Annotated in this window: 21 protein-coding genes; 12 read left to right on the top strand and 9 right to left on the bottom strand. The window is 68.7% G+C overall.

Annotated elements, in window-relative coordinates; all coding sequences use genetic code 11:
• Positions 1–1095: an SAM-dependent methyltransferase gene (locus tag DDF67_RS08895; protein ID WP_233247587.1), complete on the bottom strand. Its 1095-nt coding sequence runs from the start codon at positions 1093–1095 to the stop codon at positions 1–3.
• A gap of 148 nt (positions 1096–1243) precedes the next feature.
• Here DDF67_RS08895 and DDF67_RS08890 point away from each other — a divergent pair, with 148 nt between their 5' ends.
• Together DDF67_RS08890 and DDF67_RS08885 are read left to right on the top strand one after the other, a co-directional pair.
• Complete coding sequence (locus tag DDF67_RS08890; protein ID WP_233247586.1) at positions 1244–2581, top strand: NAD(P)/FAD-dependent oxidoreductase; 1338 nt, start codon at positions 1244–1246, stop codon at positions 2579–2581.
• Positions 2578–3345: a DUF1365 domain-containing protein gene (locus DDF67_RS08885; RefSeq protein WP_109100533.1), complete on the top strand. Its 768-nt coding sequence runs from the start codon at positions 2578–2580 to the stop codon at positions 3343–3345. The genes DDF67_RS08890 and DDF67_RS08885 overlap by 4 nt, the downstream gene beginning before the upstream one ends.
• Positions 3346–3433: 88 nt before the next feature.
• Here DDF67_RS08885 and DDF67_RS08880 read toward each other — a convergent pair whose 3' ends face one another.
• Positions 3434–6844 (bottom strand): TonB-dependent receptor, encoded by a 3411-nt coding sequence (locus tag DDF67_RS08880; RefSeq protein WP_109100532.1) that lies wholly within the window; start codon positions 6842–6844, stop codon positions 3434–3436.
• 416 nt (positions 6845–7260) lie between these two features.
• On the opposite strand from DDF67_RS08880, the gene DDF67_RS08875 reads away from it, so the two are divergent.
• From DDF67_RS08875 to DDF67_RS08860, 4 genes are all read left to right on the top strand, one after another.
• On the top strand, positions 7261–7800 hold the full coding sequence (locus tag DDF67_RS08875; RefSeq protein WP_158278014.1) for an RNA polymerase sigma factor: 540 nt from the start codon (positions 7261–7263) through the stop codon (positions 7798–7800).
• Complete coding sequence (locus DDF67_RS08870) at positions 7797–8819, top strand: FecR family protein (protein ID WP_109100530.1); 1023 nt, start codon at positions 7797–7799, stop codon at positions 8817–8819. The genes DDF67_RS08875 and DDF67_RS08870 overlap by 4 nt, the downstream gene beginning before the upstream one ends.
• A 91-nt stretch (positions 8820–8910) precedes the next feature.
• Positions 8911–9474 (top strand): helix-turn-helix transcriptional regulator, encoded by a 564-nt coding sequence (locus tag DDF67_RS08865; protein WP_109100529.1) that lies wholly within the window; start codon positions 8911–8913, stop codon positions 9472–9474.
• A 37-nt stretch (positions 9475–9511) separates the two neighbouring features.
• Positions 9512–10375, top strand: a complete 864-nt coding sequence (locus DDF67_RS08860) for an alpha/beta fold hydrolase (RefSeq protein WP_109100528.1) — start codon at positions 9512–9514, stop codon at positions 10373–10375.
• 4 nt (positions 10376–10379) lie between these two features.
• Here DDF67_RS08860 and DDF67_RS08855 read toward each other — a convergent pair whose 3' ends face one another.
• The 3 genes from DDF67_RS08855 to trmFO all read right to left on the bottom strand — a co-directional run bounded on the left by DDF67_RS08855 (position 10380) and on the right by trmFO (position 13010).
• Positions 10380–10793 (bottom strand): helix-turn-helix domain-containing protein, encoded by a 414-nt coding sequence (locus tag DDF67_RS08855; RefSeq protein WP_109100527.1) that lies wholly within the window; start codon positions 10791–10793, stop codon positions 10380–10382.
• Positions 10794–10800: 7 nt separating this feature from the next.
• Positions 10801–11505: a hypothetical protein gene (locus DDF67_RS08850; RefSeq protein ID WP_233247585.1), complete on the bottom strand. Its 705-nt coding sequence runs from the start codon at positions 11503–11505 to the stop codon at positions 10801–10803.
• A gap of 116 nt (positions 11506–11621) precedes the next feature.
• Positions 11622–13010: a methylenetetrahydrofolate--tRNA-(uracil(54)-C(5))-methyltransferase (FADH(2)-oxidizing) TrmFO gene (gene trmFO, locus DDF67_RS08845; protein WP_109100526.1), complete on the bottom strand. Its 1389-nt coding sequence runs from the start codon at positions 13008–13010 to the stop codon at positions 11622–11624.
• An 85-nt stretch (positions 13011–13095) separates the two neighbouring features.
• Between trmFO and DDF67_RS08840 the strand changes: the two genes are divergently transcribed.
• From DDF67_RS08840 to DDF67_RS08825, 4 genes are all read left to right on the top strand, one after another.
• On the top strand, positions 13096–14046 hold the full coding sequence (locus DDF67_RS08840; protein WP_146197981.1) for a hypothetical protein: 951 nt from the start codon (positions 13096–13098) through the stop codon (positions 14044–14046).
• Between the two features lie 127 nt (positions 14047–14173).
• Positions 14174–14953: a hypothetical protein gene (locus DDF67_RS08835; protein WP_109100524.1), complete on the top strand. Its 780-nt coding sequence runs from the start codon at positions 14174–14176 to the stop codon at positions 14951–14953.
• A gap of 2 nt (positions 14954–14955) precedes the next feature.
• Positions 14956–15813, top strand: a complete 858-nt coding sequence (locus DDF67_RS08830; RefSeq protein ID WP_233247584.1) for a hypothetical protein — start codon at positions 14956–14958, stop codon at positions 15811–15813.
• A 70-nt stretch (positions 15814–15883) separates the two neighbouring features.
• Positions 15884–16804, top strand: coding sequence for a hypothetical protein (locus DDF67_RS08825; RefSeq protein ID WP_109100523.1), 921 nt, complete (start codon positions 15884–15886; stop codon positions 16802–16804).
• Between the two features lie 79 nt (positions 16805–16883).
• On the opposite strand, the gene uvrA is transcribed toward DDF67_RS08825, so the two are convergent.
• Positions 16884–19793 (bottom strand): excinuclease ABC subunit UvrA, encoded by a 2910-nt coding sequence (uvrA, locus tag DDF67_RS08820; protein WP_109100522.1) that lies wholly within the window; start codon positions 19791–19793, stop codon positions 16884–16886.
• A gap of 352 nt (positions 19794–20145) precedes the next feature.
• Here uvrA and DDF67_RS08815 point away from each other — a divergent pair, with 352 nt between their 5' ends.
• Positions 20146–20697: a hypothetical protein gene (locus tag DDF67_RS08815; RefSeq protein ID WP_109100521.1), complete on the top strand. Its 552-nt coding sequence runs from the start codon at positions 20146–20148 to the stop codon at positions 20695–20697.
• Positions 20698–20815: 118 nt separating this feature from the next.
• On the top strand, positions 20816–22396 hold the full coding sequence (locus tag DDF67_RS08805) for an ABC-F family ATP-binding cassette domain-containing protein (protein WP_109100519.1): 1581 nt from the start codon (positions 20816–20818) through the stop codon (positions 22394–22396).
• Positions 22397–22485: 89 nt separating this feature from the next.
• Here DDF67_RS08805 and DDF67_RS08800 read toward each other — a convergent pair whose 3' ends face one another.
• The 3 genes from DDF67_RS08800 to DDF67_RS08795 all read right to left on the bottom strand — a co-directional run.
• Positions 22486–22929: a TylF/MycF family methyltransferase gene (locus DDF67_RS08800; protein WP_233247604.1), complete on the bottom strand. Its 444-nt coding sequence runs from the start codon at positions 22927–22929 to the stop codon at positions 22486–22488.
• Positions 22922–23224 carry a hypothetical protein gene (locus tag DDF67_RS25275; RefSeq protein WP_146197980.1) on the bottom strand — a complete coding sequence of 101 codons (303 nt, stop codon included), beginning with the start codon at positions 23222–23224 and terminating at the stop codon, positions 22922–22924. Before DDF67_RS25275 ends, DDF67_RS08800 begins: the two co-directional genes overlap by 8 nt.
• Before the next feature lie 52 nt (positions 23225–23276).
• A partial coding sequence (locus DDF67_RS08795) for a transposase (RefSeq protein WP_199229192.1) occupies positions 23277–23496 on the bottom strand: 220 nt, incomplete at its 5' end.

Here is a 23496-nt window from a genome sequence, read left to right as displayed (position 1 = left end):
TCAGGCCACGGGCCGCAGGCGGTAGTGGCTGACGCCCCACTCGGCGCCGCCGCGATGGCCGAAGAGGCCGGCCGTGGCCAGGAAGAACAGCCGCCAGCGCCGCCGCCAGACCCTGGCCTGGTCGCCATAGACCTCGACCAGCAACGGATCGATCACGGCCCTGGCGGCGTCGAAGCGTTGCAGCCAGTGCTCGGCGGTGCGGGCGTAGTGGGCGCCGCTCCAGCGCCAGTCCATGGCCACCTCGAACAGTTCCGGGAACTGCCAGGCCAGGTCGTGGCTGGGCATGATGCCGCCGCTGAAGAAGTGGCGAGCGATCCAGTCGTCCGGGTCGTCGACCTCGAAGCGGTAGGGCGTGGTAGCGTGGGTGAAGACGTGCAGGAACAGCAGGCCGTCGGGCTTCAGCCACATGCGCGCCTTGGCCAGCAGGGCGCGCCAGTTGCTCATGTGCTCGAACATCTCGACCGAGACCACGCGATCGAAGCGGCGGGCGGTGTCGAAGACGTTCATGTCTGCGGTGACGACGGTGAGGTTGGAAAGGCCGCGCTCGGCGGCCCGGGCCTGGATGAAGGCCCGTTGCGAGGTCGAGTTCGAAACCGCCGTGATCGTCGAGGCGGGAAAGCGTTCGGCCATCCAAAGCGACAGCGAGCCCCAGCCGCAGCCCAGCTCGAGCACGGCCTGCCCGTCGCGCAGGTCGGCGTGGCTTTCTGTCTCGCGCAGGGCCGCGGCCTCGGCCCCCGCCAGGGTGTCGACGCCAGGCGGATAGAGGCCGCTGGAATATTTCAGGTGCGGACCCAGCACGGCTTCGAAGAAGGCGGCCGGCAGCTCGTAGTGCTGGGTGTTGGCGTCGGCCGTGTGGGTGGCGATCGCGCGTCCGGCCATGGCTTCGGCGAACAGGCGGGCGGCGTCCGGCGGGGCCTGCTCCAGCGAGCGCCGGGCGCCGGTCACCAACTGGTGGATGGCCAGGCGGGACACGAAGTCGGGCACGGGGGCGTCCTGGGCGAGCCGGACCAGCGTCGCGACCGGTCCGCCGCCGCGGCCATGGCCGCTGTCGGGATCGGCGCCGTCCTGGTCGCGCTCGCGCATCGTGTCCGTCATCGTGCCTCCGTCCATGGCGGCCGCTCCCGTCGGTCGGGTCGGCGACCTTGCGGTGGAGGTACGCACGGGGTCGTCTTTCGGATGCACGCGTCCAAACACGGCGCCGCTCCGTAGCTGCTGGCGAAGCCTCGCCGACAGGAGCCAAGCCTTGCCGTCCCATGCCTCGTTTACCCGACAGCGCATCGCCGTGGTCGGCTCCGGGATTTCCGGCCTCTCGGCCGCCTGGCTGCTGTCCAAGCGCCACGAGGTGGTGCTGTACGAGGCCGATAACCGCCTCGGCGGCCACGCCCACACGGTGCAGGCGGACGGAACGGCGGTGGACACCGGCTTCATCGTCTACAACGAGCCGAACTATCCCAACCTGACGGCGCTGTTCGCGCATCTGGGCGTCGAGACGGCGGCCAGCGACATGTCGTTCGGGGTGTCGCTCGACGACGGGGCGCTGGAATATTCGTCCAGCAACCTGCTGGCCCAGAAGCGCAACCTGGTGAACCCGCGGTTCCTGGGCATGCTGCTCGACGTCATGCGCTTCTACCGGTCCGGGACGCGCGACGCCAGGGCGCTGGAGGCTGATGGCGGCTTCTGCCGGTTGGCGGACTATCTCGACGCGCAAGGCTTCGGGCGGGCCTTCCAGGAGGACCACCTGCTGCCGCAGGCGGCGGCGATCTGGTCGGCCTCGCTGCGCGACATCCGCGAGTTTCCGGCCGGCACCTTCCTGCGGTTCTTCGACAATCACGGGCTGATGCTGCCGATCGACAAGCGGCCGATCTGGCGCACCGTGGCCGGCGGCAGCGCCCGCTACGTCGCGGCCCTGGCGGCCGACATGGACGGAGAGATTCTGCTGTCGCGACCGGTGCGATGGATCGCGCGTCATGCCGACCATGTGGTGGTCGAGGACGGGGCAGGGCAGGCGCGTTCGTTCGACCAGGTGGTGGTCGCCGCCCACGCCGACCAGGCGTTAGCCATGCTGGCGCGCCCCTCGGCGGAGGAGACGGCCCTGTTGGGGGCCTTCCGCTACAGCCGCAACCGCGCCGTGCTGCACCGGGATCGGTCGCTGATGCCGCGCCGCGCCGCCGCCTGGGCCAGCTGGAACCATGTGGGCCGCCGGGGCGTGCAGGGCGAGGGCGGGGTGACCTACTGGATGAACCGACTGCAGCCGATGGAGGGCGCCGAGCCCTGCTTCCTGTCGCTCAATCCCGACCGCGCGCCCGGAGAAGTGCTGCACGATCAGGTCTACGAGCACCCCTTGTTCGACGGACCGGCCATGGCCGCGCAGGCGCGGCTGTGGTCGCTGCAGGGCGTGCGTCGCACCTGGTTCGCCGGGGCCTATTTCGGCTCGGGCTTCCACGAGGACGGCCTGCAGGCGGGCCTGGCCGTGGCGGAGCAACTGGGCGGCGTCCGCCGGCCCTGGCTGACCCCCAAGCCGTCAGGGCGGATCTTCCTCGACGCACCGGCGGCGGCGCGGGAGGCGGAGCTGGTGGCATGAGCCTGCGCTCGTCGCTCTATTCCGGTCTCGTGGTTCACGCGCGCGAACGGCCGCGCGGGCATCGCCTACGCTATCGGGTGTTCATGCTGCTGCTGGATCTCGACGAACTGGACGCGGCGGACCGGCGGCTGCGGCTGTTTTCGCACAATGGCCTGAACCTGCTGAGCTGGCACGATCGCGACCATGCCGAGCGGCGGCGCGCGCCGGTCAAGCCGCAGGTCGAGGCGTTGCTGGCGGCGCGCGGACTGGCGGCCCCTGGCGGTCCGATCCTGGCCCTGTGCATGCCGCGCGTGCTGGGCCACGGCTTCAATCCGCTGACGGTCTACTTCTGCCACGACCATGAGGAGCGCCTGGCTGCGGTGGTCTATGCGGTCAGCAACACCTTCGGCGAGCGCTGCGACTACGTGCTGCCCGCAGCCGCGCGCGACGACGGGCTGGTGGTCCAGGGCTGCGACAAGAGCTTCTACGTCTCGCCGTTCCTGCCGATGGACCTGCGCTACGCCTTCACGATCGCGCCGCCCGGCGAAGGCGTTCGCGTGGGCGTCGATGTCCATGACGACGAGGGGCGGGTGCTTTCGGCCAGTTTCGTAGGACGGCGCGAGCCCTTGAGCGACGGCGTCCTGCTGCGCGCTGTTCTGGGCCATCCCTGGCAGGTGGCCGGCGTGCTGGCGGCGATCCATTGGGAGGCGGTGAAGATCGTGCTGAAGGGCTTTCGCTTTTTCGCCAATCCGCGCCTCGCCAAGGAAAAAGCGGCGCGGACTTAGTCCGCCCCCTCTTTGCTGAACAAAGAAAAAAGCGGCGCGGACCTAGTCCGCGCCGCCAGTCATTCTGGAGAGAAAGACGCAATCGGCGTCAGTAGACGAAGCGCGCGCCCATGAAGACCGAGCGGCCGGTGGCGGCGTAGCGCGACACGACCGGATCGTCCTGGTAGGCCCAGCGCTCTTCCTTCTGGTCGGTCAGGTTCAGGGCTTCGAGCGACAGGGTGATGTTCTTGGTCAGCTTGTAGGTGGCCGAACCGTCGAGGTTGAAGGTCTTCTTGCTGCCCGCGAAATCGTTGACCAGGGGGCTGTCGCAATAGCCCGGGTCGCAGGTGCCTGCGGCGACCGGATAGGTCTGGCTGTAGCCCTTGCGGTAGGACGAAGACAGGCGGGCTGAGAACTTCTCGACTTCATAGAAGACCGTGAAGTTGAAGGCGTCCGGCGAAGCGCCCGTGAACGGGGCCTTGGCGGTGATCGGGGCCGCGCCCGTGCGGGCGTTGGCCGGGGTGACGATGTACTCCAGTTCCGACTCCAGGTGAGTGGCGTTGAACTGGACGCCCAGGTTCTTGAAGTACCAGGGCAGGAAGGTCAGGTTCTGCTGGTAGTTGACCTCGATGCCGCGGATGTAGCCGCCCGGCGCATTGTCGAACTGGCGGATGTCGAAGGTGTTGTCGGCGTCGATATAGGCCAGGGCGTTGACGTTGGTCTGGGCGGCCCGCAGGGCGGCGATGCCAGCGGCGTCGAGGATCTGGCTCAGCGGGGCGTTGTTGATCAGGGTCTGCGGGAAGTTGTTGATCTGCTTGTCGAAGACCGCGACCGAGACCAGGGCGCCCGAGGTGAAGTACCACTCGAAGCTCAGGTCGTAGTTGACCGCGCGGAACGGGTCGAGCTTCGGGTTGCCGACGGTCATCGTGCCGCCGACCACGGCGCCGGCGCCGGTGGGCACGCTGATCGCCGTGACCGACGGCGACAGGTTGCCCAGCATCGGACGGGCCATGACCTTGGCCGCGCCGAAGCGGATGTACATGTTGTCGGCCACCTCGTAGGCGGCGTTCAGCGACGGCAGGACGTCGGTGTACTTGTTCTCGCCCGAGATCGGACGCGAGCCGTTGGTCAGGCCCGAGGAGTCCAGTTCGGTGATGGCGTAGCGGGTGCCGATGTTGCCGCGCAGTTCGCGGCCGAACAGTTCGGTGTTGTAGTCGAACTGGACGAAGGCGCCGGTGTCCTTCTCCTCGACCGAGTAGCGGTTGGCCGCGCTGCTCAGGTACGACAGGCGCCAGTCGCCCCACTTGTTGACGCAGTTGCAGTCGAAGTCGAACAGGCTGACCATCTTCTGCAGGTCGGGCGCCAGGAAGGCGGTGGTGCCGCCGGACGGGACGTCCAGGCCGGTGCCCCAGTTGATGACCTTGCTGACCGAAGCGATGTTGGAGCCGGCTTCCTTGAGGCTGGGGTTCAGGGTCTCGCCGCTCAGGCGGCGATATTCGGCGGTGTCGAAGCCGTACTTGCGCTGGCTGACGCCGAACCGGATCGCGTAGTTGTCGTCCAGGTCGTATTTGAAGTCGAAGCGCAGGGTCTCGTAGTCGTTGTTGGTGAAGCGCTGGAAGTGGCGCAGGGCCGAATAGCCCTTCACGAAGTCCCAGGCCGAGGCCTGGGTGGCGTCGAAGCCCAGGTTCAGCAGCGGCATGTCGCCGCCGCCGCGCGCGTCGTAGACGAGGTAGTCGTCACCGGTCACGCCCTGGCCGGAGTCCAGGCGGATGAAGTCGGCCAGCAGGCCTTGCGTCTTGTTCTTCGACGACGACTTGCCCCAGACGGCGCTCATCGTGAAGTTGTCGCTGAACTCATGGTCCAGCTTCAGCGACGACTGGCGGAAGTAGGTGGTAAAGAACGCCGCGTCGGCCGCCGAACGCAGGTCGACATTGCCGAGCTTCAGATAGTCGGCGTTGGCCCCGGTCGGCGACAGCGCCGCATCGATAAGGCGCACGCTGGGACGGCCGATGAACTTGTCGACCATCGCAGTGCCGTTCGCGCTCGGCACGTAACCGACCGACGAGAGGGCGTTGTAGTAGTCGTACGGGTCGAGGTTGAACGGGTTGTAGCTGTTGGTCGTGCCGGCGACCAGGCCGCCGCCGTTCAATTGCTGACCGCAGTCGATGGCGTCGCGGACCTCGTTGGCGGCCTGCGCGGTGCACGACGCGTAGAAGGCCCGCTTCTGGGCGGCCGTGGTGGTCGGGCTCACCGTGTAGAACGGGTTGCCGGTGCTGTTGTTGGTGTTGTTGCGGTTCAGGCCGACGGTCTGGACCTGGTAGTTGATCGACGACTGCTGCAGCTCCGAATAGACCCAGTCATACGAGATCGTCGTGCGGCTGGTCGGGCGCCATTGCAGGGCGCCGGTCAGGCCCAGCCGTTCCTGCTCGAGGTCCTGCTGGTTCAGCGTGGCCAGGGCGGGAATGCGGGTCAGCGGACCGGGGGCGGTGATCGTGCCGGTGCCGGTCAGGCTGGTGGCGTTGGTCGTCGCGCTCGAGGGATTGTTGATCAGGTTGTAGGCGGCCGCGTTCGAGCCGACCAGCATCGAACAGATCGCCGTGTTGGTGATGTTGATGCCGGGGATCACACCGCCGTTGCACGAAGTGCCGATCGGGGTCGCGAAGCCCTGCCGGCGCGGCGAGGCGGCGGTCGAGTTGGTCGCCAGGAAGGTCGACTGGCGATAGGTGTAGTCCGACTGGCCGGCCTGGCGCTGGTAGCTGTCGATGATCTGGTTGCGCTTGTTGTAGGCGACCGAGAACAGCGCGCCGAAGTCGCCCCAGTTGGTTTCCCAGCGATCGGAGACGAGGCCGGCGAAGCGCGGCGAGTGGGTGCCGCCGTTCTTGTAGTAGGCGTCCTGAACCGACAGGGCCAGGCGACGGTCCTTGAAGTTCAGCGGCTTGCCGGTCTCCAGGTCGACCGTGGCGCCCAGCGAGCCTTCGTCGGTCTCGGCCGAGGCGGTCTTCTGGACCTTCAGGGCGCTGAAGAGTTCCGAGGCGAAGGTGTTGAAGTCGAAACCGCGCGAGCGGTTGGCCGCGTCGCCGGCGATCGACGGACCGGCCGTCGACAGGGCTTCCAGGCCGTTCAGGCGCACGCGGGTGAAGTCGCTGCCCAGGCCCCGGACGGTGATGGTGCGGCCTTCGCCGTTTTCACGGTCGACCGACACGCCCGGCAGGCGCTGCAGGGATTCGGCGAGGTTGGCGTCGGGGAAGTCGGCGATGTCCTCGGCGTTGATGGCGTCGACCATCACGTTCGAGCTGCGCTTGAGGCTGAGGGCGCTCTGCAGGGCGGCGCGGTAGCCGGTGACGACCACTTCCTCGACCGCGGTCTCCTCGGTCTGGCCCGAGGCCTGGGCGGCGGGGGCGGCGTCTTGAGCGAAGGCGGTTCCGGCCAGCAGCAGGCTGCCGGCGACGGTCAGCGCGCCCAGCGACGCACGATCGCACAGGACGCGGGCGCGGCTCCGCCGCGAGATGACTTGCAACATATTCCCTCCCAGTTTCTTCCCGACGGGCTGGCTCTTAAGCGGCCGACCCGTGATCTCTGTTCTTATTGGTAGCGTTATCCGCCACCGGTGTCATTAAAATAGCTACCGGTGTCATTAAGCCGAAATGGCCGGTCGGGATCAAACCGAAAAATGGCCGCTCGGGGGCGTTCAAGGCAAATATGCGGCCGGGCGTAGCGGCGAGGCAACAGAACGGCGATCTGCGAACGCCAGGAGCGAGCGCCGCAAGCGGGGCATTGCTCGACACCGTGGGCGTCGCGGCGTAACGAGGTTCCGCCAATGATGGGGCGAACCGCGCCACGATATTCCTTGGATCTGGTGATGAGGGTTTTGTCTCCGCCTGCGTGTTCAGACGTGACGACCGCCCGTGGATCCCCGCGGCGTGAGTGGAGCGTTCAGTGGCGGTGACCCATCCGCAGTCGACGGACGGTTCGAGCGCGGCCCCCGCCGATCCGGCGCGGGCGCTCGCGCTGCACGCCGCCGTGTCGGCCTTCTTCCGTCGCCGCCTGGGCGCCGACGCCGAGGTCGAGGACCTTGTGCAGGAGGTTTTCGTGCGCGCCGCCGATCAGGTGGGGCTCGACGACGAGGCGTACGCCCGGGCCTACGTCTTCCGCACCGCCGCCAGCGTCTGGGCCGACCGGCACCGGCGGCGGCTGGCGCGGCGGGCCGACCAGCACGTGCCGTTTGATCCCGAGCGCCACGGCGAGACCGACGACGATCCGGCCGGGCGCCTGGACGCTCGCGAGACCCTGCGCGCGGCGACGGCGGTGCTGCTGACCCTGCCCGAGCGCACGCGGACCATCTTCGTGCTGCGGCGGATCGAAGGCATGACGGTGCGCGAGATCGCCGGACGCCTGGGCATATCCGGCAGCGCCGTAGAAAAGCACATGGCCAAGGCGCTGGAACGCCTTCTGGCCCGGACGGGGGACCTGCGATGAGCGCCTATTCCCTCGATGCGGCCGAGATGGCCCGCCTGCCGCGCGACGAGGCCGCCGCGCTGCTGTGGCTGAACGTCGACGAAAGCGATCCGGCCCAGGCCGCCGTGCTGGACGCGTGGCTGGAACTGTCGCCGGAAAACCGCGCGGCCTGGCTGCGGGCCCAGGCGATCTGGAGCGGCTTCGACGAAGCCGACGACGATGCGACGGTGCGGGTGCTGCGACGCCGAGCCAGGAAGGCCGCGAGGCCTCTGTCGTCGCGCTGGATGGCGGCGGCGGCCGTGTTCGTGGTCGCCATCGGGCTTGGCCTGTGGCTGGCTGAACGTCCGGTCCCGCCCCCGCCGCCGCCGGTTCCCCAGGCCTCGGCCATGTTCGGCGAGCCCGACCTCGTCGCCGATGGACAGTTGCTGACCTTCGACCTGCCGGACGGCAGCAAAGCGAGCCTGGCGCCCGGCAGCGCCCTGGACCTGGCCTATGGTCATGACGGCCGGGCGATGCGGCTGGTGCGGGGCCGGGCGTTCTTCGACGTCGTTCCCGACCGGGCGCGGCCGTTCACGGTCGAGGCCGGGGGGCGGCGGATCACGGCGCTGGGCACGAGCTTCGACGTCCGGCTCGACCAGGGGCCGCTGCGGGTGACGCTGGTCGAAGGTCATGTGTCGGTGGCGCGGACGATCGAGGCCACGGACGGCCCGGGACGGCCGGTGCTGCTGGCGGCCGGCCAGCAGCTGACCGCCGCCCAGGGGCGCGATGTAGTAGCCCCGGCGAACGGCGGCGAGGCCACGGAATGGCGCGAGACCTCGATCACCTTCGAGGACCGGCCGCTGTCGGAGGTGGTGGCCGAACTGAACCGTCACAGCGCCGCCAAGCTGGTGATCGACGATCCGAAGGTGGCGGGGCTGCGGGTGACGGGCCGTTTTCGCACAGGCGATCCGCGGCGCTTCCTGCGCACCCTGGCGCAGGTGCTGCCGGTACGCGGCGAGGCAGCGGGGCCGGGCCGCTACCGGATCGTGCGCGCAGACTGACCTAATTTGAGCGAACGTCGGTGTGGGTTTCGTCGGCGACTGCGTGTTCTCTGCCGGGAGCCGGTCGCGCTCCCGTCCAGGGGACGAGGCGATGGAACAGCAGATCGGCGGCGAGCGAGCATCGGCCAGGGTCGGCGCGCTGCTTGAGGAGATCCAGCAGCGGCTGTTCGACGATATCGAGGGCGCGCGGCGGCTGATCGATCAGGCGCTGCTGGTGCTGCAGGCGCCGTCCGAGCCCGGAACGACGCGGACCGGCGGTCTGGCGCCGTGGCAGGCGCGCCGGGTCGCACGCTATATCGACGAGAACCTGGAGGGGGCCCTGACCGTGGCCGAGCTGGCGGCGGTCGGCGGCGTGCGGCCGGGCTATTTCGGCAAGGCCTTCAAGAGCAGCTTCGGCGTCAGTCCCCACGCCATGGTGCTGCAGCGGCGGGTGGCGCGGGCCAAGATCCTGATCGCCCTGGGCGAGGATCCGCTGAAGGACATAGCCCTGGCCTGCGGCTTTTCCGACCAGTCTCACCTGACCAACCGCTTTCATCGCCTGGCCGGCATGACGCCGGCGGCCTGGCGGCGCCTGCACGCCGCCGCGCCCGCGTTTGAACGTCACGACGGCGATCACGGCGGCTGCGTCCAACTCGACCGGCGCGTCCAGGCCTAGGCTTTGCGGGCATCCGATCCCATCCCCGAGGTTTCCCATGAACGCCGTCGCTTCCGTCCATCGCGCCGTCACCGCGCCCAACCAGTTCGTCGAGGTTGGCGGACGCACCCTGGCCTTTCGTTCGATCGGGGAGGGGCGGCCGCTGCTGCTGTGCACCCGCTTCAGGGGCAACATGGACGTCTGGGACCCGGCCTTCCTCGACGGCCTGGCCGACGAAGGGTTCCGGGTCATCACCTTCGACTATTCGGGCCTTGGCCTGTCGACCGGCGAAGCGACCTACAACCCGGCCGAGATGGTTCGCGACCCGATCGACCTGATGACGGCGCTGGAACTGACCGACGTGGTGCTCGGCGGCTGGTCGCTGGGCGGCCTCGTCGCCCAGGTCGCCCTGGCCGTTGCCGGCGAGCGGATCAGTCACCTGCTGCTGATCGGCACCAATCCGCCGGGCCACTTGGTCAAGCTGGCCGAGCAGCTGTTCTACGACACCGCCGTCATCGAGCACTACGGCCTGAAGGAAGAGGAGATCCTGTTCTTCGAGCCGAAGTCGGAGATCAGCCGCAAGGCCGCCGCCGAGTCGGCCGCCCGCATCGCCGAGCGGACTCAAGGGCGCTCGCCGGCCGTGCCGATCGCCTTCGCCCGCGCCAATATCGGCGACGGACCCAGGAACCCGATCTTTCCGGCCGACGCGGTGCTGGAGGTTCTGAAGACCACGACCACCCCGATCCTGCACCTGGGCGGCGACCACGACATCATCTTTCCGGTCGAGAACTGGTACGCCCTGAACCAGGCGCTGCCGACGTTGCACCTGATCACCTATCCCTCGGCGGGCCATGGGCCGCAGCACCAGTATCCCCGCGCCTCGGCCGAGCACATCGCAAGCTTCATGCGCTCGACCCGCTGAGACGTCAGGAGACGGCCGCCGCCTGGCGCTGCTCGCGGCGCCAGGCGTTAGGCGGCGCGCCCTCGCGCCGCCGGAAGATCCGCGACAGATGCGCCTGGTCGCTGAAGCCGCAGGTGGCGGCGATGCCGCACAGGGGCTCGTCGGTGGTCAGCATAATCCGCTTGGCGCGGGTCAGGCGACGCTCGACCACGTACTTCTGCGGCGACAGGCCGAAGGTCGTCTTGAACGCCCGTGAAAAGTAGGAAGGGTTGAGCCTGGCCGCGCGCGCCAGCTCGACGACGCGGATCGTCCTTTCCAGCTCGCGCTCCACATAGGCCGCCGCGCGGCTGGCCTGCCACGGCGCCAGGCCCGCGGGTCTGGCGACCGGCAAGGCGCCGGGCGGCGCGAGGCCGCCCGGTTCTAGATCGTAGAAGCACATCCCGGGTTCAGCGGGTGATCTTGCCGGGCAGGCTGAGGTCGCCCGAGGCCACGTCGAAGATGTCGGAGATGCACAGCAGCGGCGCGTGCAGGTTGGCGTTGACCTTCAGGGCCGAGGTGACGCCGTCGAACTTGACCCCCTCGACCGCGCCGATGACGCTGGCCGGCACGGTGACCTCGACGGTGTCGCCGCCCAGGGTGGTCGGATAGGTCGGGCTGTCGATCAGCAGCGGCACGCCGGGCCAGGTGGCGGGCACCTTGGGTTTTGTCCCTTCGGGAATGTCGCGAACCTTCAGGGCGCCCTTGCCGCAGGCGTCGTCGGGGACCAGCACCACCCAGTGCGGATGCCAGACGTGGCGGTTGACCCCGCCATAGGCGGCGTCGTCGAAGTCGGGGTGGAAGGTCACCGCCAGGGCCAGTATGCCCTGGTCGCCCTCGAAGCCGACGCTGGAGCTGTTGAGCGAGGTCGGCCACACATAGCTCCACACCGCGCTGCCGGCGAACTGGCCGACGGCCTTGGGCTTCATCTCGCCGGCCTTGCCGCGCACCTGCACGCGGAAGACGACGTCGGGGCCGACGCTTTTGACCTGGGTGCGGACGATGTCGAAGGACGCCATGATCGCGTCCTTGGTCGGTGAGGCCACGTCCTGGGCGAAGGCGGGAGCGGAAAGAAGGGCCGTCGCGGCGACGGCGGCGCTGAATGTGCGGAGCATGGGCGATCTCGCGTGAGACGCCGCGCGAGAAGCGCGCGGCCGGGAACGTCAGGGTTCCACGGCCGCGCTTTTCCGCCTTGGACCGGGCGGAGGCCTATTTCTTCAAATCCGAGGGATCAGTTCGCCAGCCAGGCGTCCAGGTCCTTCAGGGCGCGGATGCTCATCAGCCGCTTCTTGGCGCGGCCGCGCTCCTTCAGCGGGATCTTCTTGCCCTCCTCGTCGACCTTGGGGGCCTCGAGCGGCGGCAGCAGGCCGTAGTTGATGTTCATTGGCTGGAAGCTGCCGCCATCCATGTGCCCGCCGGTGATGTGCTCTACCAGCGCGCCCAGGGCGGTGGTCGGGGGCGGAGCCTCAAGCGAGCCGCCCTTGCGCTCGGCGGCGGCGAAGCGGCCGGCCAGGAGACCGATGGCGGCGCTTTCCACATAGCCCTCGACGCCAGTCACCTGGCCGGCGAAGCGCATGCGCGGCGCGGCCTTCAGGCGCAGGCCCCTGTCCAGCAGCTTGGGCGAGTTGATGAAGGTGTTGCGGTGCAGGCCGCCCAGGCGCGCGAACTGGGCGTTCTCCAGGCCTGGGATCATGCGGAAGGTCTCGGCCTGGACGCCGTGCTTCAGCTTGGTCTGGAAGCCGACCATGTTCCACAGCGTGCCCAGGGCGTTGTCCTGGCGCAGCTGGACGATGGCGTAGGACTTGACGGTCGGGTCGCGCGGATTGGTCAGGCCGACGGGCTTCATGGGCCCATGGCGCAGGGTCTCGCGACCGCGCTCGGCCATCACCTCGATCGGCAGGCAGCCGTCGAAATAGGGAACGTTCTCCCACTCCTTGAACTCGGCCTTGGGGCCTTCGAGCAGGGCGTCGATGAAGGCCTCGTACTGCTCCTTGTTCATGGGACAGTTGATGTAGGCGGCCGCGTCGCCGCCGGGGCCCTCCTTGTCGTAGCGCGACTGGCGCCAGGCCTTGTCCATGTCGATGGATTCAAGGTGGATGATCGGCGCGATGGCGTCGAAGAACGACAGCTGGCCCTCGCCCGACAGGTCGAGCACCGCCTGGGCCAGGGCTGGCGAGGTCAGCGGGCCGGTGGCGACGATGACGTTGTCCCACGCCTCCGGCGGCAGGCCGGCGATCTCCTCGCGGACGATGGTCACCAGCGGGTGGGCTTCCAGGCGGCGGGTGACTTCCTCGGAGAAGCCGTCGCGATCGACCGCCAGGGCGCCGCCGGCCGGCACCTGGTGCTGGTCGGCCGCCGACATGATGATCGAGTCGCAGCGGCGCATCTCGGCGTGCAGCAGACCAACGGCGTTGAACTGCCAGTCGTCCGACCGGAACGAGTTTGAGCACACCATCTCGGCCAGGCCGTCGGTCTGGTGGGCGTCGGTGGTGACTTTGCCGCTGGAGTCGTCCTTGCGCATCTCGTGCAGGATGACGGGAACGCCGGCCTGGGCGATCTGCCAGGCGGCCTCGGAACCGGCGAGGCCGCCGCCGATCACGTGAATGGGGGAGGTGGTCATGCGCCCTCATACCTCCGCCCTCGCCAAGACGGAACCGCCGTGTAAGCTCGTCTTGGGCGAGTATCGTAGTTTGGGGGTATTCAGGGTGGCGAGGAAGTTTTCCGCGGCTTCGGCGGCGGTGTCGGGCTGGGCGCTGGTCGGTCGCCGTCCGCTGGCGGTCGGCGCATGGAGCGCGGTGATCCTGCTGGGCCTGTTCCTGCCCGCGGTGCTGCTGTGCCTGCCGCTCCTCGACCTGTTCGTCGAGATGATCCGGACCATGCCGCAGACCCCCAACCCGCAGGACGAGGAGGTCATGGCGCGCATGATGGCGTTGCAGAGCCACATGAGCCTGGTCAATATCGGCATGATGATCGTCCAGGTGGTCGCGCCGACCATCGTCATGGCCGCGGCCTTCCGCGCCGTGCTGCGTCCGGACGAGGGGCGAGGCTTCTTCCTGCGCGTCGGCGCGGCCGAGGGCTGGATGATGCTGGTGAGCCTGATCCTCAGCTTCGGCGGCAACATCGCCGCCGTCGCGGCCATGCTGCCTGGCGCGCTGCTGGGCCTGATCGGGTTCGTGGTCATGGCGATCGGCGGCGACAAGGACACCGGCGCCGTGGTCGGGCTCGTGGTCGGGGTGCTGGGCGTGATCGTCGGCGAGCTGGCCCTCCTGTGGGCGCTGCTGCGGTTGTCGATGGCCCTGCCGATGACCTTCGCCGAGCGGCGGTTCATGCTGTTCGAATCCTGGGCCCTGACCAAGGGGCAGAGCCTGCGGCTGCTGGGCATGCTGCTGCTGATCGGCCTGACCCTGCTGGTTCTCCAGATCGTCGTCGCGGCTGTCGTGCTCGGCGTGGCGGCGGTGATCGGTCCCGACCTTGCCAGGACTTTGCCGTCGGCGCGCTCGGTGGGCGACGTCCTGCGCCTGACCTGGCCGGTCCTGACGGCTGCCGCGCCCCTGGCGGCGATCGTCCAGACCGTGGTGCTGGTGGTCTGCGTGACGCCGCTGGCCAGCGTCTATCGGGCGCTGACGACCGCGCGGGAGGCCGAGGCGGACGCCTGACGGGGGGCTGACAGCGGCCTTCCCGCCACGGCGCGGCAAAATCCGCGCGAACCGGCTCGCGACTCGTCGTTTGATGACGCTGTGCACGCTAGGATGGCGGCCGGCTGTTCGAGGGACCTGGGACGACATGGGCGAGGCATCGATCGCGATCGGCGCGACGGCGCGGGCCGGGATCGACGGCGTGGGCCGTCTGACCCCGCGCACCTGGGCGGCGCTTGCGGCCGCCTGCCTGATCGGCCTTGCCGGACGCTATCTGGGCGGGGCCTTCGTGCTGCTCTCTGACTTCGTCGCCGCCGCCCTGGCCTATGGCGCGCTCTATCGCGCCGCCTTCGACGGCCCGTCGGGCTTGGTGGGCCTGCGCTGCGGACGCGAAGAGGCGCTGATCGCCGGCGTCCAGCTGCTGCTCGGTCTTGTCTTCCTGGTCGTCATCGTCGTGCTGCTGGTTCTGGTCGGGGGCGTGGCCCTGGGCGTCGCCCGCGCCGCCGCGCCCGGGTTCGACGCGACCTCGGCGCAGGCCTGGAGAGAAGCGCTTTCGGGGCCGCTGGCCGCCTTCGTCACCGCCCTGGCTCCGCTGGCCAGCCTGGCGGTCCTGGCCTGGCTGGCCGCGCGCCTGGCCCTGGCGCCCGCCGCCTCGATCGCCGCCGGCCGCCTGCAGGTGCTCAGCGCCTTCGACCTGACCAGGGGGCGGGCCGGCCTGCTGGTGGTGCTGGGCCTGGTCTTCTATCTGCCCAGCATCCTGATCGCCGCCAGCGGACAGGCCGCCTTTGACGGGGCCGGCGCGTGGCTGGTGCAGGCCGCGGCCCTGGGCCTCTATTATTTCTGTGTCGCTCCCGCCTGGACGGCTGCCTGCGTCCACGTCTACAGACACGCTCCGAGCTTGGCCGTCGCCCAGCCGTCAGAAGCCTGATCATGATCGCCTTGTCGCCCGTCGCCGCCGCCCTCGAAGGGCCGCGCACCATGCGCCGCCACCCCGTCTCCCTGTTGATCTGGGGCGGGCTGTATCTCGGCTCGCTGATCCTGCTGTCGGTGCTGCTGGTGGCCGTTTTCGGCGATGAGGTGCGGCGCGACCTGGCCCAGACCCGGTTCACCGCCGACCCGCGCGAGGTGCTGCAGCTGATCTCGCACCTGGGCGGGGCCATGGCGCTGATCATCCTGCTGGCCGCCGCCATGAGCGCGGTGCTGGCCGGGGCGATCCTGCGCTCGATCATGCATCCCGAGCAGAGCCAGGGCGCCTATCTGCGCCTGGGCGCCGATGAGGTCCGGCTGTTCGTCGTGGCCCTGATCGCCTGGGCCACGGCCCTGTTCGTCACCGCCATCCCCAGCGGCGCCCTGACCCTGCTGACGGCCACCGTGGCCGGCGCCGGCGCGCGCGGCCTGTCGGCCTGGATCGCCTTCCTCGGCGGCCTGGCGGTGATCGGCCTGTCGATGTGGGTGGGCGTGCGCCTGTCGCTGCTGTCGCCCCAGACCTTCGCCGAAGGCCGCATCAACGTCCGTGAATCCTGGGTGCTGACCCACGGCCACTTCTGGGGCCTGCTGGGCATGTTCGTGCTGAACCTGCTGATGGCTCTTGGCGCGACCATGGCCATGTCGCTGGTCGGCGGCATCCTGACCGGCCTGATCGCCCTGATCGGCGGCGGCTCCAAGCTGTTCGTGATCCTGGGCCTGCTGGTCAATCTGCTGATCGCGCCGCTGATCGTCACCGTCCAGACGGTGATCCTGACCGCCGGCCCGGCCCGCGCCTACCGCCAGCTGCATCCCGATATTTGAGCGGCGGGACCTGTCCCTCGTCTTCGAAGCTTGTTACCCCTGAGAGCACTAGGGTTTGCAAGGGGCTAAGATGAAGACCTTCTCGGCGACGGACGCGGCCATTTCCGGCTTCGGTCTCGTGCGCGAGCATCCCAAGGCCGTGGGGGCCTGGGTGCTGATTTCGACCATCGTGTCGGCCGTGGTCGCGGTGCTGACCGTGGGCCTGTTCGGCCCGCAGCTGGAAGCCTTCGCCGATCTCAGCCAGACCAGCAGCCAGCCCGATCCCAGCGAGACGCTGCGGATGATGGGCGGCCTGGTCCCGGCCATGCTGTGCTCGTCGGTCTACAGCATCGTCTTCTATTCGGTGCTGATGGCGGCGATCTATCGCGCCGTCCTGCGCCCCGCCGACAACCGCCAGGCCTATCTGCGCTTCGGCGCGGACGAGCTGCGTCAGGCTGGCGTCTCGATCCTGCTGGTTCTGCTGTTCTTCGCGGCCTATCTGGGCGTCGTGCTGGCCCTGGCCATCGTCGTCGGGATCCTGTCGGCGGTGTCCAAGCCCGTCGGCGGCCTGGCGGCCCTGCTGCTCATCCCGGCGGGCCTGGGCGCGCTGCTCTATTTCGCCGTGCGCCTGTCGCTGGCCAACGTGCTGACCTTCGCCAAGGGCAAGATCGACATCTTCGGCTCGATGGCCCTGACCAAGGGCCGCTTCTGGCCGATGTTCGGCGCCTATGTGGTGGCGACCATCCTGGCCATCGTCGTCTACCTGCTGCTGTTCCTGATCGTGACGATGCTGGGCGGGGCGCTGAGCGGCTTCAACATGGAAAGCCTCGGCAACCTGATGCAGTCGCAGACCACCTCGCTGGAAAGCCTGATGACGCCGACCGGCATCCTCAGCCTGGCCGTCGGCGGCCTGATCGCCGTGCTGACCAGCGTGACGATCTATACGCCCTCGGCGATGATCTATCGCGAGATCGCCACCGACCCCGAAAGCACCGTCGACACCTTCGCCTGATCCCTTCCGGATCGCGCAAAGCAAAAGGCCGGCGGAGCGATCCGCCGGCCTTTCTCGTTTCCGAGCCTTCAGCGCGGGGTCAGGCGCGCTTGGATTTCTTCAGGTCGGCCACCCGCGCCTGGCGGCGCTCTTCGTGCTTGGCCAGCAGTTCCTTGAGGTACTTGCCGGTCCAGCTGGCCTCGACCTTGGCCACGTCCTGGGGCGAGCCCACAGCAACGATCTGGCCGCCGCCGTCGCCGCCCTCGGGGCCGAAGTCCAGCAGCCAGTCGGCGGTCTTCACCACGTCGAGGTTATGCTCGATGACGACCACCGTGTTGCCCTGGTCGACCAGTTCGTGCAGCACCTCAAGCAGCTTCTTGGTGTCCTCGAAGTGCAGGCCGGTGGTCGGCTCGTCGAGGATGTAGAGCGTGCGGCCGGTGGCGCGCTTGGAGAGTTCCTTGGAAAGCTTCACCCGCTGGGCTTCGCCGCCCGACAGGGTCGTCGCCTGCTGGCCCACCTTGATGTAGCTGAGGCCCACGCGCTTGAGGGTCTCCATCTTGTCGCGGATCGGCGGCACGGCCTTGAAGAAGTCGGCGGCCTCCTCGACCGTCATGTCCAGCACGTCGGCGATGGTCTTGCCCTTGAACAGCACGTCCAGGGTCTCGCGGTTGTAGCGCTTGCCCTTGCAGATATCGCAGGTGACGTAGACGTCGGGCAGGAAGTGCATCTCGATCTTGATGACGCCGTCGCCCTGGCAGGCCTCGCAGCGGCCGCCCTTGACGTTGAACGAGAACCGTCCCGGGCCGTAGCCGCGCGCCTTGCTTTCCGGCAGTTGGGCGAACCAGTCGCGGATCGGACCGAAGGCGCCGGTATAGGTCGCCGGGTTCGAGCGCGGGGTGCGGCCGATCGGCGACTGGTCGATGTCGATGACCTTGTCGAAGTTCTCTAGGCCCTCGATGCGCTCATGCGCGGCCGGGGCGTCCGAAGCGTTGTTCAGGCGGCGCGCGGCGGCCTTGTAAAGGGTCTCGATCGTGAAGGTCGACTTGCCGCCGCCCGAGACGCCGGTGATGCAGGTGAAGGTGCCGACGGGGATCTCGCCCGTGACGTCCTTCAGATTGTTGCCCTTGGCGCCGATGACCTTCAGCGTCTTCTTCTTGTTGATCGGGCGGCGCTCTTCGGGAACGGCGATCTCGCGCTCGCCGGTCAGGTATTGGCCCGTGACGCTGGCCGGATTGGCCATGATCTCGCCCGGCTTGCCCTGGGCGACGATCTCGCCGCCGTGGACGCCGGCGGCCGGGCCCATGTCGATCACGTAGTCGGCGGTGAGGATCGCCTCCTCGTCGTGCTCGACGACGAGCACGGAGTTGCCCAGGTCGCGCAGACCCTGCAGCGAGTGCAGCAGGCGGGTGTTGTCGCGCTGGTGCAGGCCGATCGACGGCTCGTCGAGCACGTAGAGCACCCCCGTCAGGCCGCTGCCGATCTGGCTGGCCAGGCGGATGCGCTGGCTCTCGCCGCCCGACAGGGTGCCCGAACCGCGCGAGAGGTTGAGATAGTCGAGGCCCACGTCGACCAGGAACCGTAGCCGGTCGTTGATCTCCTTCAGGATCCGCCGGGCGATCTCCAGCTGCTTGTCGGAGAGGTGGCCCTCCAGCGCGCTGAACCAGTCGCGGGCCGGGCGGATGGCCAGGTTCGAGACGGCGGCGATATCCAGGCCGTGCACCTTCACGGCCAGGGCCTCGGGCTTCAGGCGCTTGCCGCCGCAGGCCTCGCACGGGGTGTCGGACTGGTAGCGGCCGAGCTCCTCACGGACCCACGAGCTGTCGGTCTCCCGCCAGCGGCGCTCGAGGTTGGGCAGCACGCCCTCGAAGGGCTTGTCGACCTCGTACTTGCGGGCGTTGTCGTCGTAGGTGAACTTGATCTTCTCGCCCTTGGAGCCGTTCAGCACCACGGTGCGGGCCTTCTCCGGCAGCTTGTACCAGGGCTCGTCCATCGAGAAGCCGTAGTGCCGCGCCAGGGCCTGCAGGGTCTGGGTGTAGAGCGGCGAGGGACCCTTGGCCCATGGGGCGACCGCGCCCTTGTGCAGGCTCTTGTCCTTGTCCGGGATGATCAGGTCGGCATCGAAGGCGAGTTTGGCGCCCAGGCCGTCGCAGGTGGGGCAGGCGCCCGCCGGGTTGTTGAACGAAAAGAGGCGCGGCTCGATCTCGGCGATGGTGAAGCCGCTGACCGGACAGGCGAAGCGTTCGGAGAACAGAAGGCGCCTCGGCTCCTTCTCGCCTTCCTCGATGGTCGCCCATTCGGCCACGGCCAGGCCGTCGGCCAGGCGCAGGGCCTGTTCGAGCGAGTCGGCGAGGCGCTGCTCCATGCCGGCCTTGGTCACCACGCGGTCCACGACCACGTCGATGTCGTGCTTGAACTTCTTGTCGAGGGCCGGGGCGTCCTCGATCGGATAGTATTCGCCATCGATCTTCAGCCGCTGGAAGCCGGCCTTCTGCCACTCGGCGATCTCCTTCCGGTACTCACCCTTGCGGTCGCGAACGACGGGGGCCAGCAGATAAAGGCGCGTGCCTTCGGGCAGGACGGTGATCTTGTCGACCATCTGGCTGATGGTCTGGCTCTCGATCGGCAGGCCGGTGGCCGGCGAGTAGGGCACGCCCACCCGCGCCCACAAAAGGCGCATGTAGTCGTGGATCTCGGTCACCGTGCCGACGGTCGAGCGCGGGTTGCGCGAGGTGGTCTTCTGCTCGATCGAGATGGCCGGCGACAGGCCCTCGATCAGGTCGACGTCAGGCTTGCTCATCAGCTCGAGGAACTGGCGGGCATAGGCCGACAGGCTCTCGACGTAGCGGCGCTGGCCCTCGGCATAGATGGTGTCGAAAGCCAGCGAGCTCTTGCCAGAGCCCGACAGGCCGGTCAGCACGACCAGCTCGCCGCGCGGGATGTCGACGCTGACGTCCTTGAGATTGTGCTCGCGGGCGCCGCGGACGCGGATGAAGTTCAGTTGCTCGGCCATGTGTCCGGAACGCTCGAAGGTCGGATTGGGAGCCGCGAGGGAGCGCGGCGCAGCGGCTATATGTAGGGTTCTGGCGCGGCATTAACACAAGAACAAGATGCGAACAAATGCCGCAGCCATCCTGCTGCCAATCCTGCTGACACCAGATGTCAGCAGACGGGGCCGCGAAGGGCGCAAAGCGGGCGCCGCGCGGTCGAATTTCGGACGCCATCGAAGCGTGAGCATTCGTCGTCGGGCAATCTTCGGTGGCGGGCGATGGGGGTGCGGGCAGGCGCAGGACGATGGGCGATCGCGGTCCCGGCGGGCCTGGCGGCGAACCTGCTGCTGATCGGCCTGCTGACCCTGGTGGAGCGTGCTGCGCCGCCCGCTGAAATTCCGCCCATGCTGTTCGAGATCGACAGGCTGGAGGACGAGCCGCCTCCCGTCGAAAAGCGCGCGCCGGCCAAAGGCTTCGTCTTCCGCCCGCTCGCGCGAGCCTTCGTCGCAGGCCCCGTCTGCGCCAGCCGCGGCCGGCGCGCCTGGCGACGGCGAGGCCGCTCCCGCCGCCGGTCCCGCTGCACCGGCGATCGATCCGGCATGGCAGGTCGATCCCAAGGCCGTCGACCGCTGGAAGCTGACCGAGGGTAATCCGAACTTCCGTTGGGGCCGCTTTCATCGCGCCTGCAAGGGCCTCTCCAGCGAGCACCTGACCGACGAGGAGAAGGACAAGTGCTGGGGCGGTTTCGCCGACAAGATCCCGAAGGAGAACGCCCAGCCTGGCCCTCGCAAGCCGCCGAAGTTCGTGCCCCGCGGTCTTCCACCGCCGCCTCCGCCCTATGCCGAGGAGGCCCGCAAGCAAGCGCGCTGCCGGGCCTATCGCGACGGCCGGGCCAGCCAGCCGCGCCTGCGCGACGGGCTGTGCTGACGCTTGCCCAGGGGCGTCTCAGCCTCTACATGCACCGCTCCACCCCTGATGGAGGCCGCCATGATCAGCCAGACGGAAGACCGCTTCGTCCTTCCCGTTTCCCTGCTCGTGGTTTCCCATGCCTGCCTTCATCACTCTGGACTGCGTTTCCGCCGCCGCGCCTGACGGCCGCGTCCTCTTCGAAAACCTGAACCTGTCGGTCGGCGCCGAGCGCGTCGGCCTGGTCGGTCGCAACGGCGCGGGCAAGTCGACCCTGCTGGCGCTGATCGCTGGTGCGCGTGCGCCCCTGGCCGGGACTGTCGCGCGCGCCGGGACGATCGGCGTCCTCGACCAGACCCCCGACCTGCCGGACGGCGCCGTTCTGGCCGACCGCCTGGGCGTCGGCGAAGCCTGGCGGCGGCTGGCCCGTATCGAGGCCGGGCAGGGCGACGACGCCGACTTCGCCGAGGCCGACTGGACCCTGCCGTCGCGGCTGGACGAGACGCTGGCGGAGGTTGGGCTCGAGGGACTGGATCCCGACCGACCGGCCGCGGCGCTCAGCGGCGGCCAGCAGACCCGCGCGGGCCTGGCGGCGCTGCTGCTGGCCGCGCCCGACCTGATCCTGCTGGACGAGCCGACCAACCACCTCGACGCCCAGGCCCGCGATCTGGTGGGGCAGGTGCTGGCCCGCTGGAAGGGCGGGGCGATCGTCGCCAGCCACGACCGCACCTTGCTTCGCGGCATGGACCGCATCGTCGAGATCACCAGCCTGGGGGCGACCAGCTACGGCGGCGGCTACGATCTCTATGCCGAGCGCAAGGCCGCCGAGGTGGAGGCCGCCGGCCGAGCCCTGGAGACCGCCGAGCGCGACGAGCGCCGCGCCGCTCGCGAGGCCCAGGCCGCGCTCGAGCGCAAGGCCCGCCGCGACGCCGCCGGCAAGCGCTTCGCCGCCAGGGGAAGCGAGCCCAAGATCCTGCTCGGCGCCCGGGCCGAGCGGGCCGAGAACACCGGCGGCAAGGAGCGTCGCCTGGCCGAGCGCCTGCAGACCAGCGCCCGCGAGGCGGTGGAGACGGCGCAGGCCCGCGTCGAGCGGGCGCGGACGCTGGGCTTTGACCTGCCGCCCACCGGCCTGCCGGCGGGCAGGCTGGTGCTGGCCATGGACGAGGTCGTTTTCGCCTGGCCCGGTCGGCCTGCGGTGCTGGAGGGCGTTTCCCTTCGCATTGCGGGGCCCGAGCGGGTCGCCGTGCGCGGTCCTAACGGCGGGGGCAAGTCGACCTTGCTGAATCTCGCGGCCGGGGTTCTGACGCCGACGGCGGGCGCGGTCGCGCGCGGCGTTCCGGCGGTTATGCTCGACCAGTCGCTGGCGATCCTGAGTGACGACGAGACGCTGCTGGCGGCCTTCCTGCGCCTGCACCCCGCCGCTGATCGCAACCTAGCCCAGGCAGCCCTGGCCCGCTTCCTGTTCCGCAACAGCGCCGCCGACCGGCTGGCGGGGTCCCTGAGCGGCGGCGAACGCCTGCGCGCGGCCCTGGCCTGCGTGCTGGCCGGCCCGACCCCGCCGCAGCTGCTGATCCTGGACGAGCCGACCAACCACCTGGATCTCGACTCGGTGGCGGCCGTGGAAGCGGCGCTATCGGGCTACGACGGCGCGCTGCTGGTGGTCAGCCACGACGAGGACTTCCTGGAGGGGATCGGGGTGGAGCGGACGGTGGAGCTTTAAGGCTCCCTCGGGGCTTTGAGGCGGAGCGGCCGTTGTCAGGGCGCCCGACAGCCTTTGCTGTCAGGCGCCTCGCTCCTGACGTCGCCTGGTTAGAGATGGGCCCGGAGCACGGGGTGCGGGAACATCTGCTCGGTTCTGATATCGCGCTCGACGATCATCTCTTCCAGCGCCTGCATCGCGCCCATGTTCGTCGAATCCAGGGGGTCGTCGTAGGTAATGTATGCGCCCTTGACGAGGCTGGGCCACACCGTGTCCTGGGCGTACTTGCAGGCGGAGTAGATGTCGGCGTCCACGTGAGCCAGACCGAATTTGACCCCCGTCGCCAGCAGCGGCGGAAGGGTGTCCTGGAACAGGCCTTGGACGAACTCGATGTTCTTCAGCCCGAGCGACGAGGCATAGGCTCTGATGCCCTCGATGCCGCCCTCGACCTGAAAGCGGCCTGCCTCGACCATGTCGTACTGCTCATCGACAGTCGGCATGCCTTCGTAGGTATCAAGCGCGTAGACCTTGGCGTCAGGATATAGTTCAGCCAGGGCAGTAGCGAGGAATATTGCGTTTACGCCCGCCCATGATCCAAATTCGATGATGTTCTGGGAATCCAGTTCCCTGGAAATAGTTCGTAATCATCAGGAACATGTTCTCGCGCTTGGCGGGAGAAACAACGCTGCGGCCACCAATTGCATCTCTGGAGCGGGCGTAGAGGGGATTGTTTTTCAGAGTTTCGGAGATGCCGCCATACTGCAGTGAGAGTGCGCGCCGATAGCCGTCGTACAGCGTTCTACCTTGCTCGACCTTGCGCTCACCCCGTGCGCCATGCAGTTGTATCATTGGTCGATATCCCCAGATTGTGCAAATTAGAAGCAACTAGAGCCTGCTTGGTTTAAATTGACGCATACCCAGCATGGCGGATGTAGTTTGCACATTCGGCTGCGGTGAAGAGGTCGAGAAGGGAGCCGACGCGGCGCCAGACAGTCTCGATAGAGCGCTCGTCGGCCTTGCGCAGCTGGGTCTTGAGCTTTGCGAAGACCTGCTCGATCGGATTGAGGTCGGGACTGTAGGGCGGCAGGAACAGCAGGTGGGCGTGGGCCTGGCGGATGGCT

It is taken from the genome of Caulobacter endophyticus, from assembly GCF_003116815.1.
In the GTDB taxonomy this organism is placed as follows: Bacteria; Pseudomonadota; Alphaproteobacteria; order Caulobacterales; family Caulobacteraceae; genus Caulobacter; species Caulobacter endophyticus.
The sequence above is the reverse complement of the archived record's forward strand: the minus strand, read 5'-3'. Positions and strand labels throughout refer to the sequence as shown.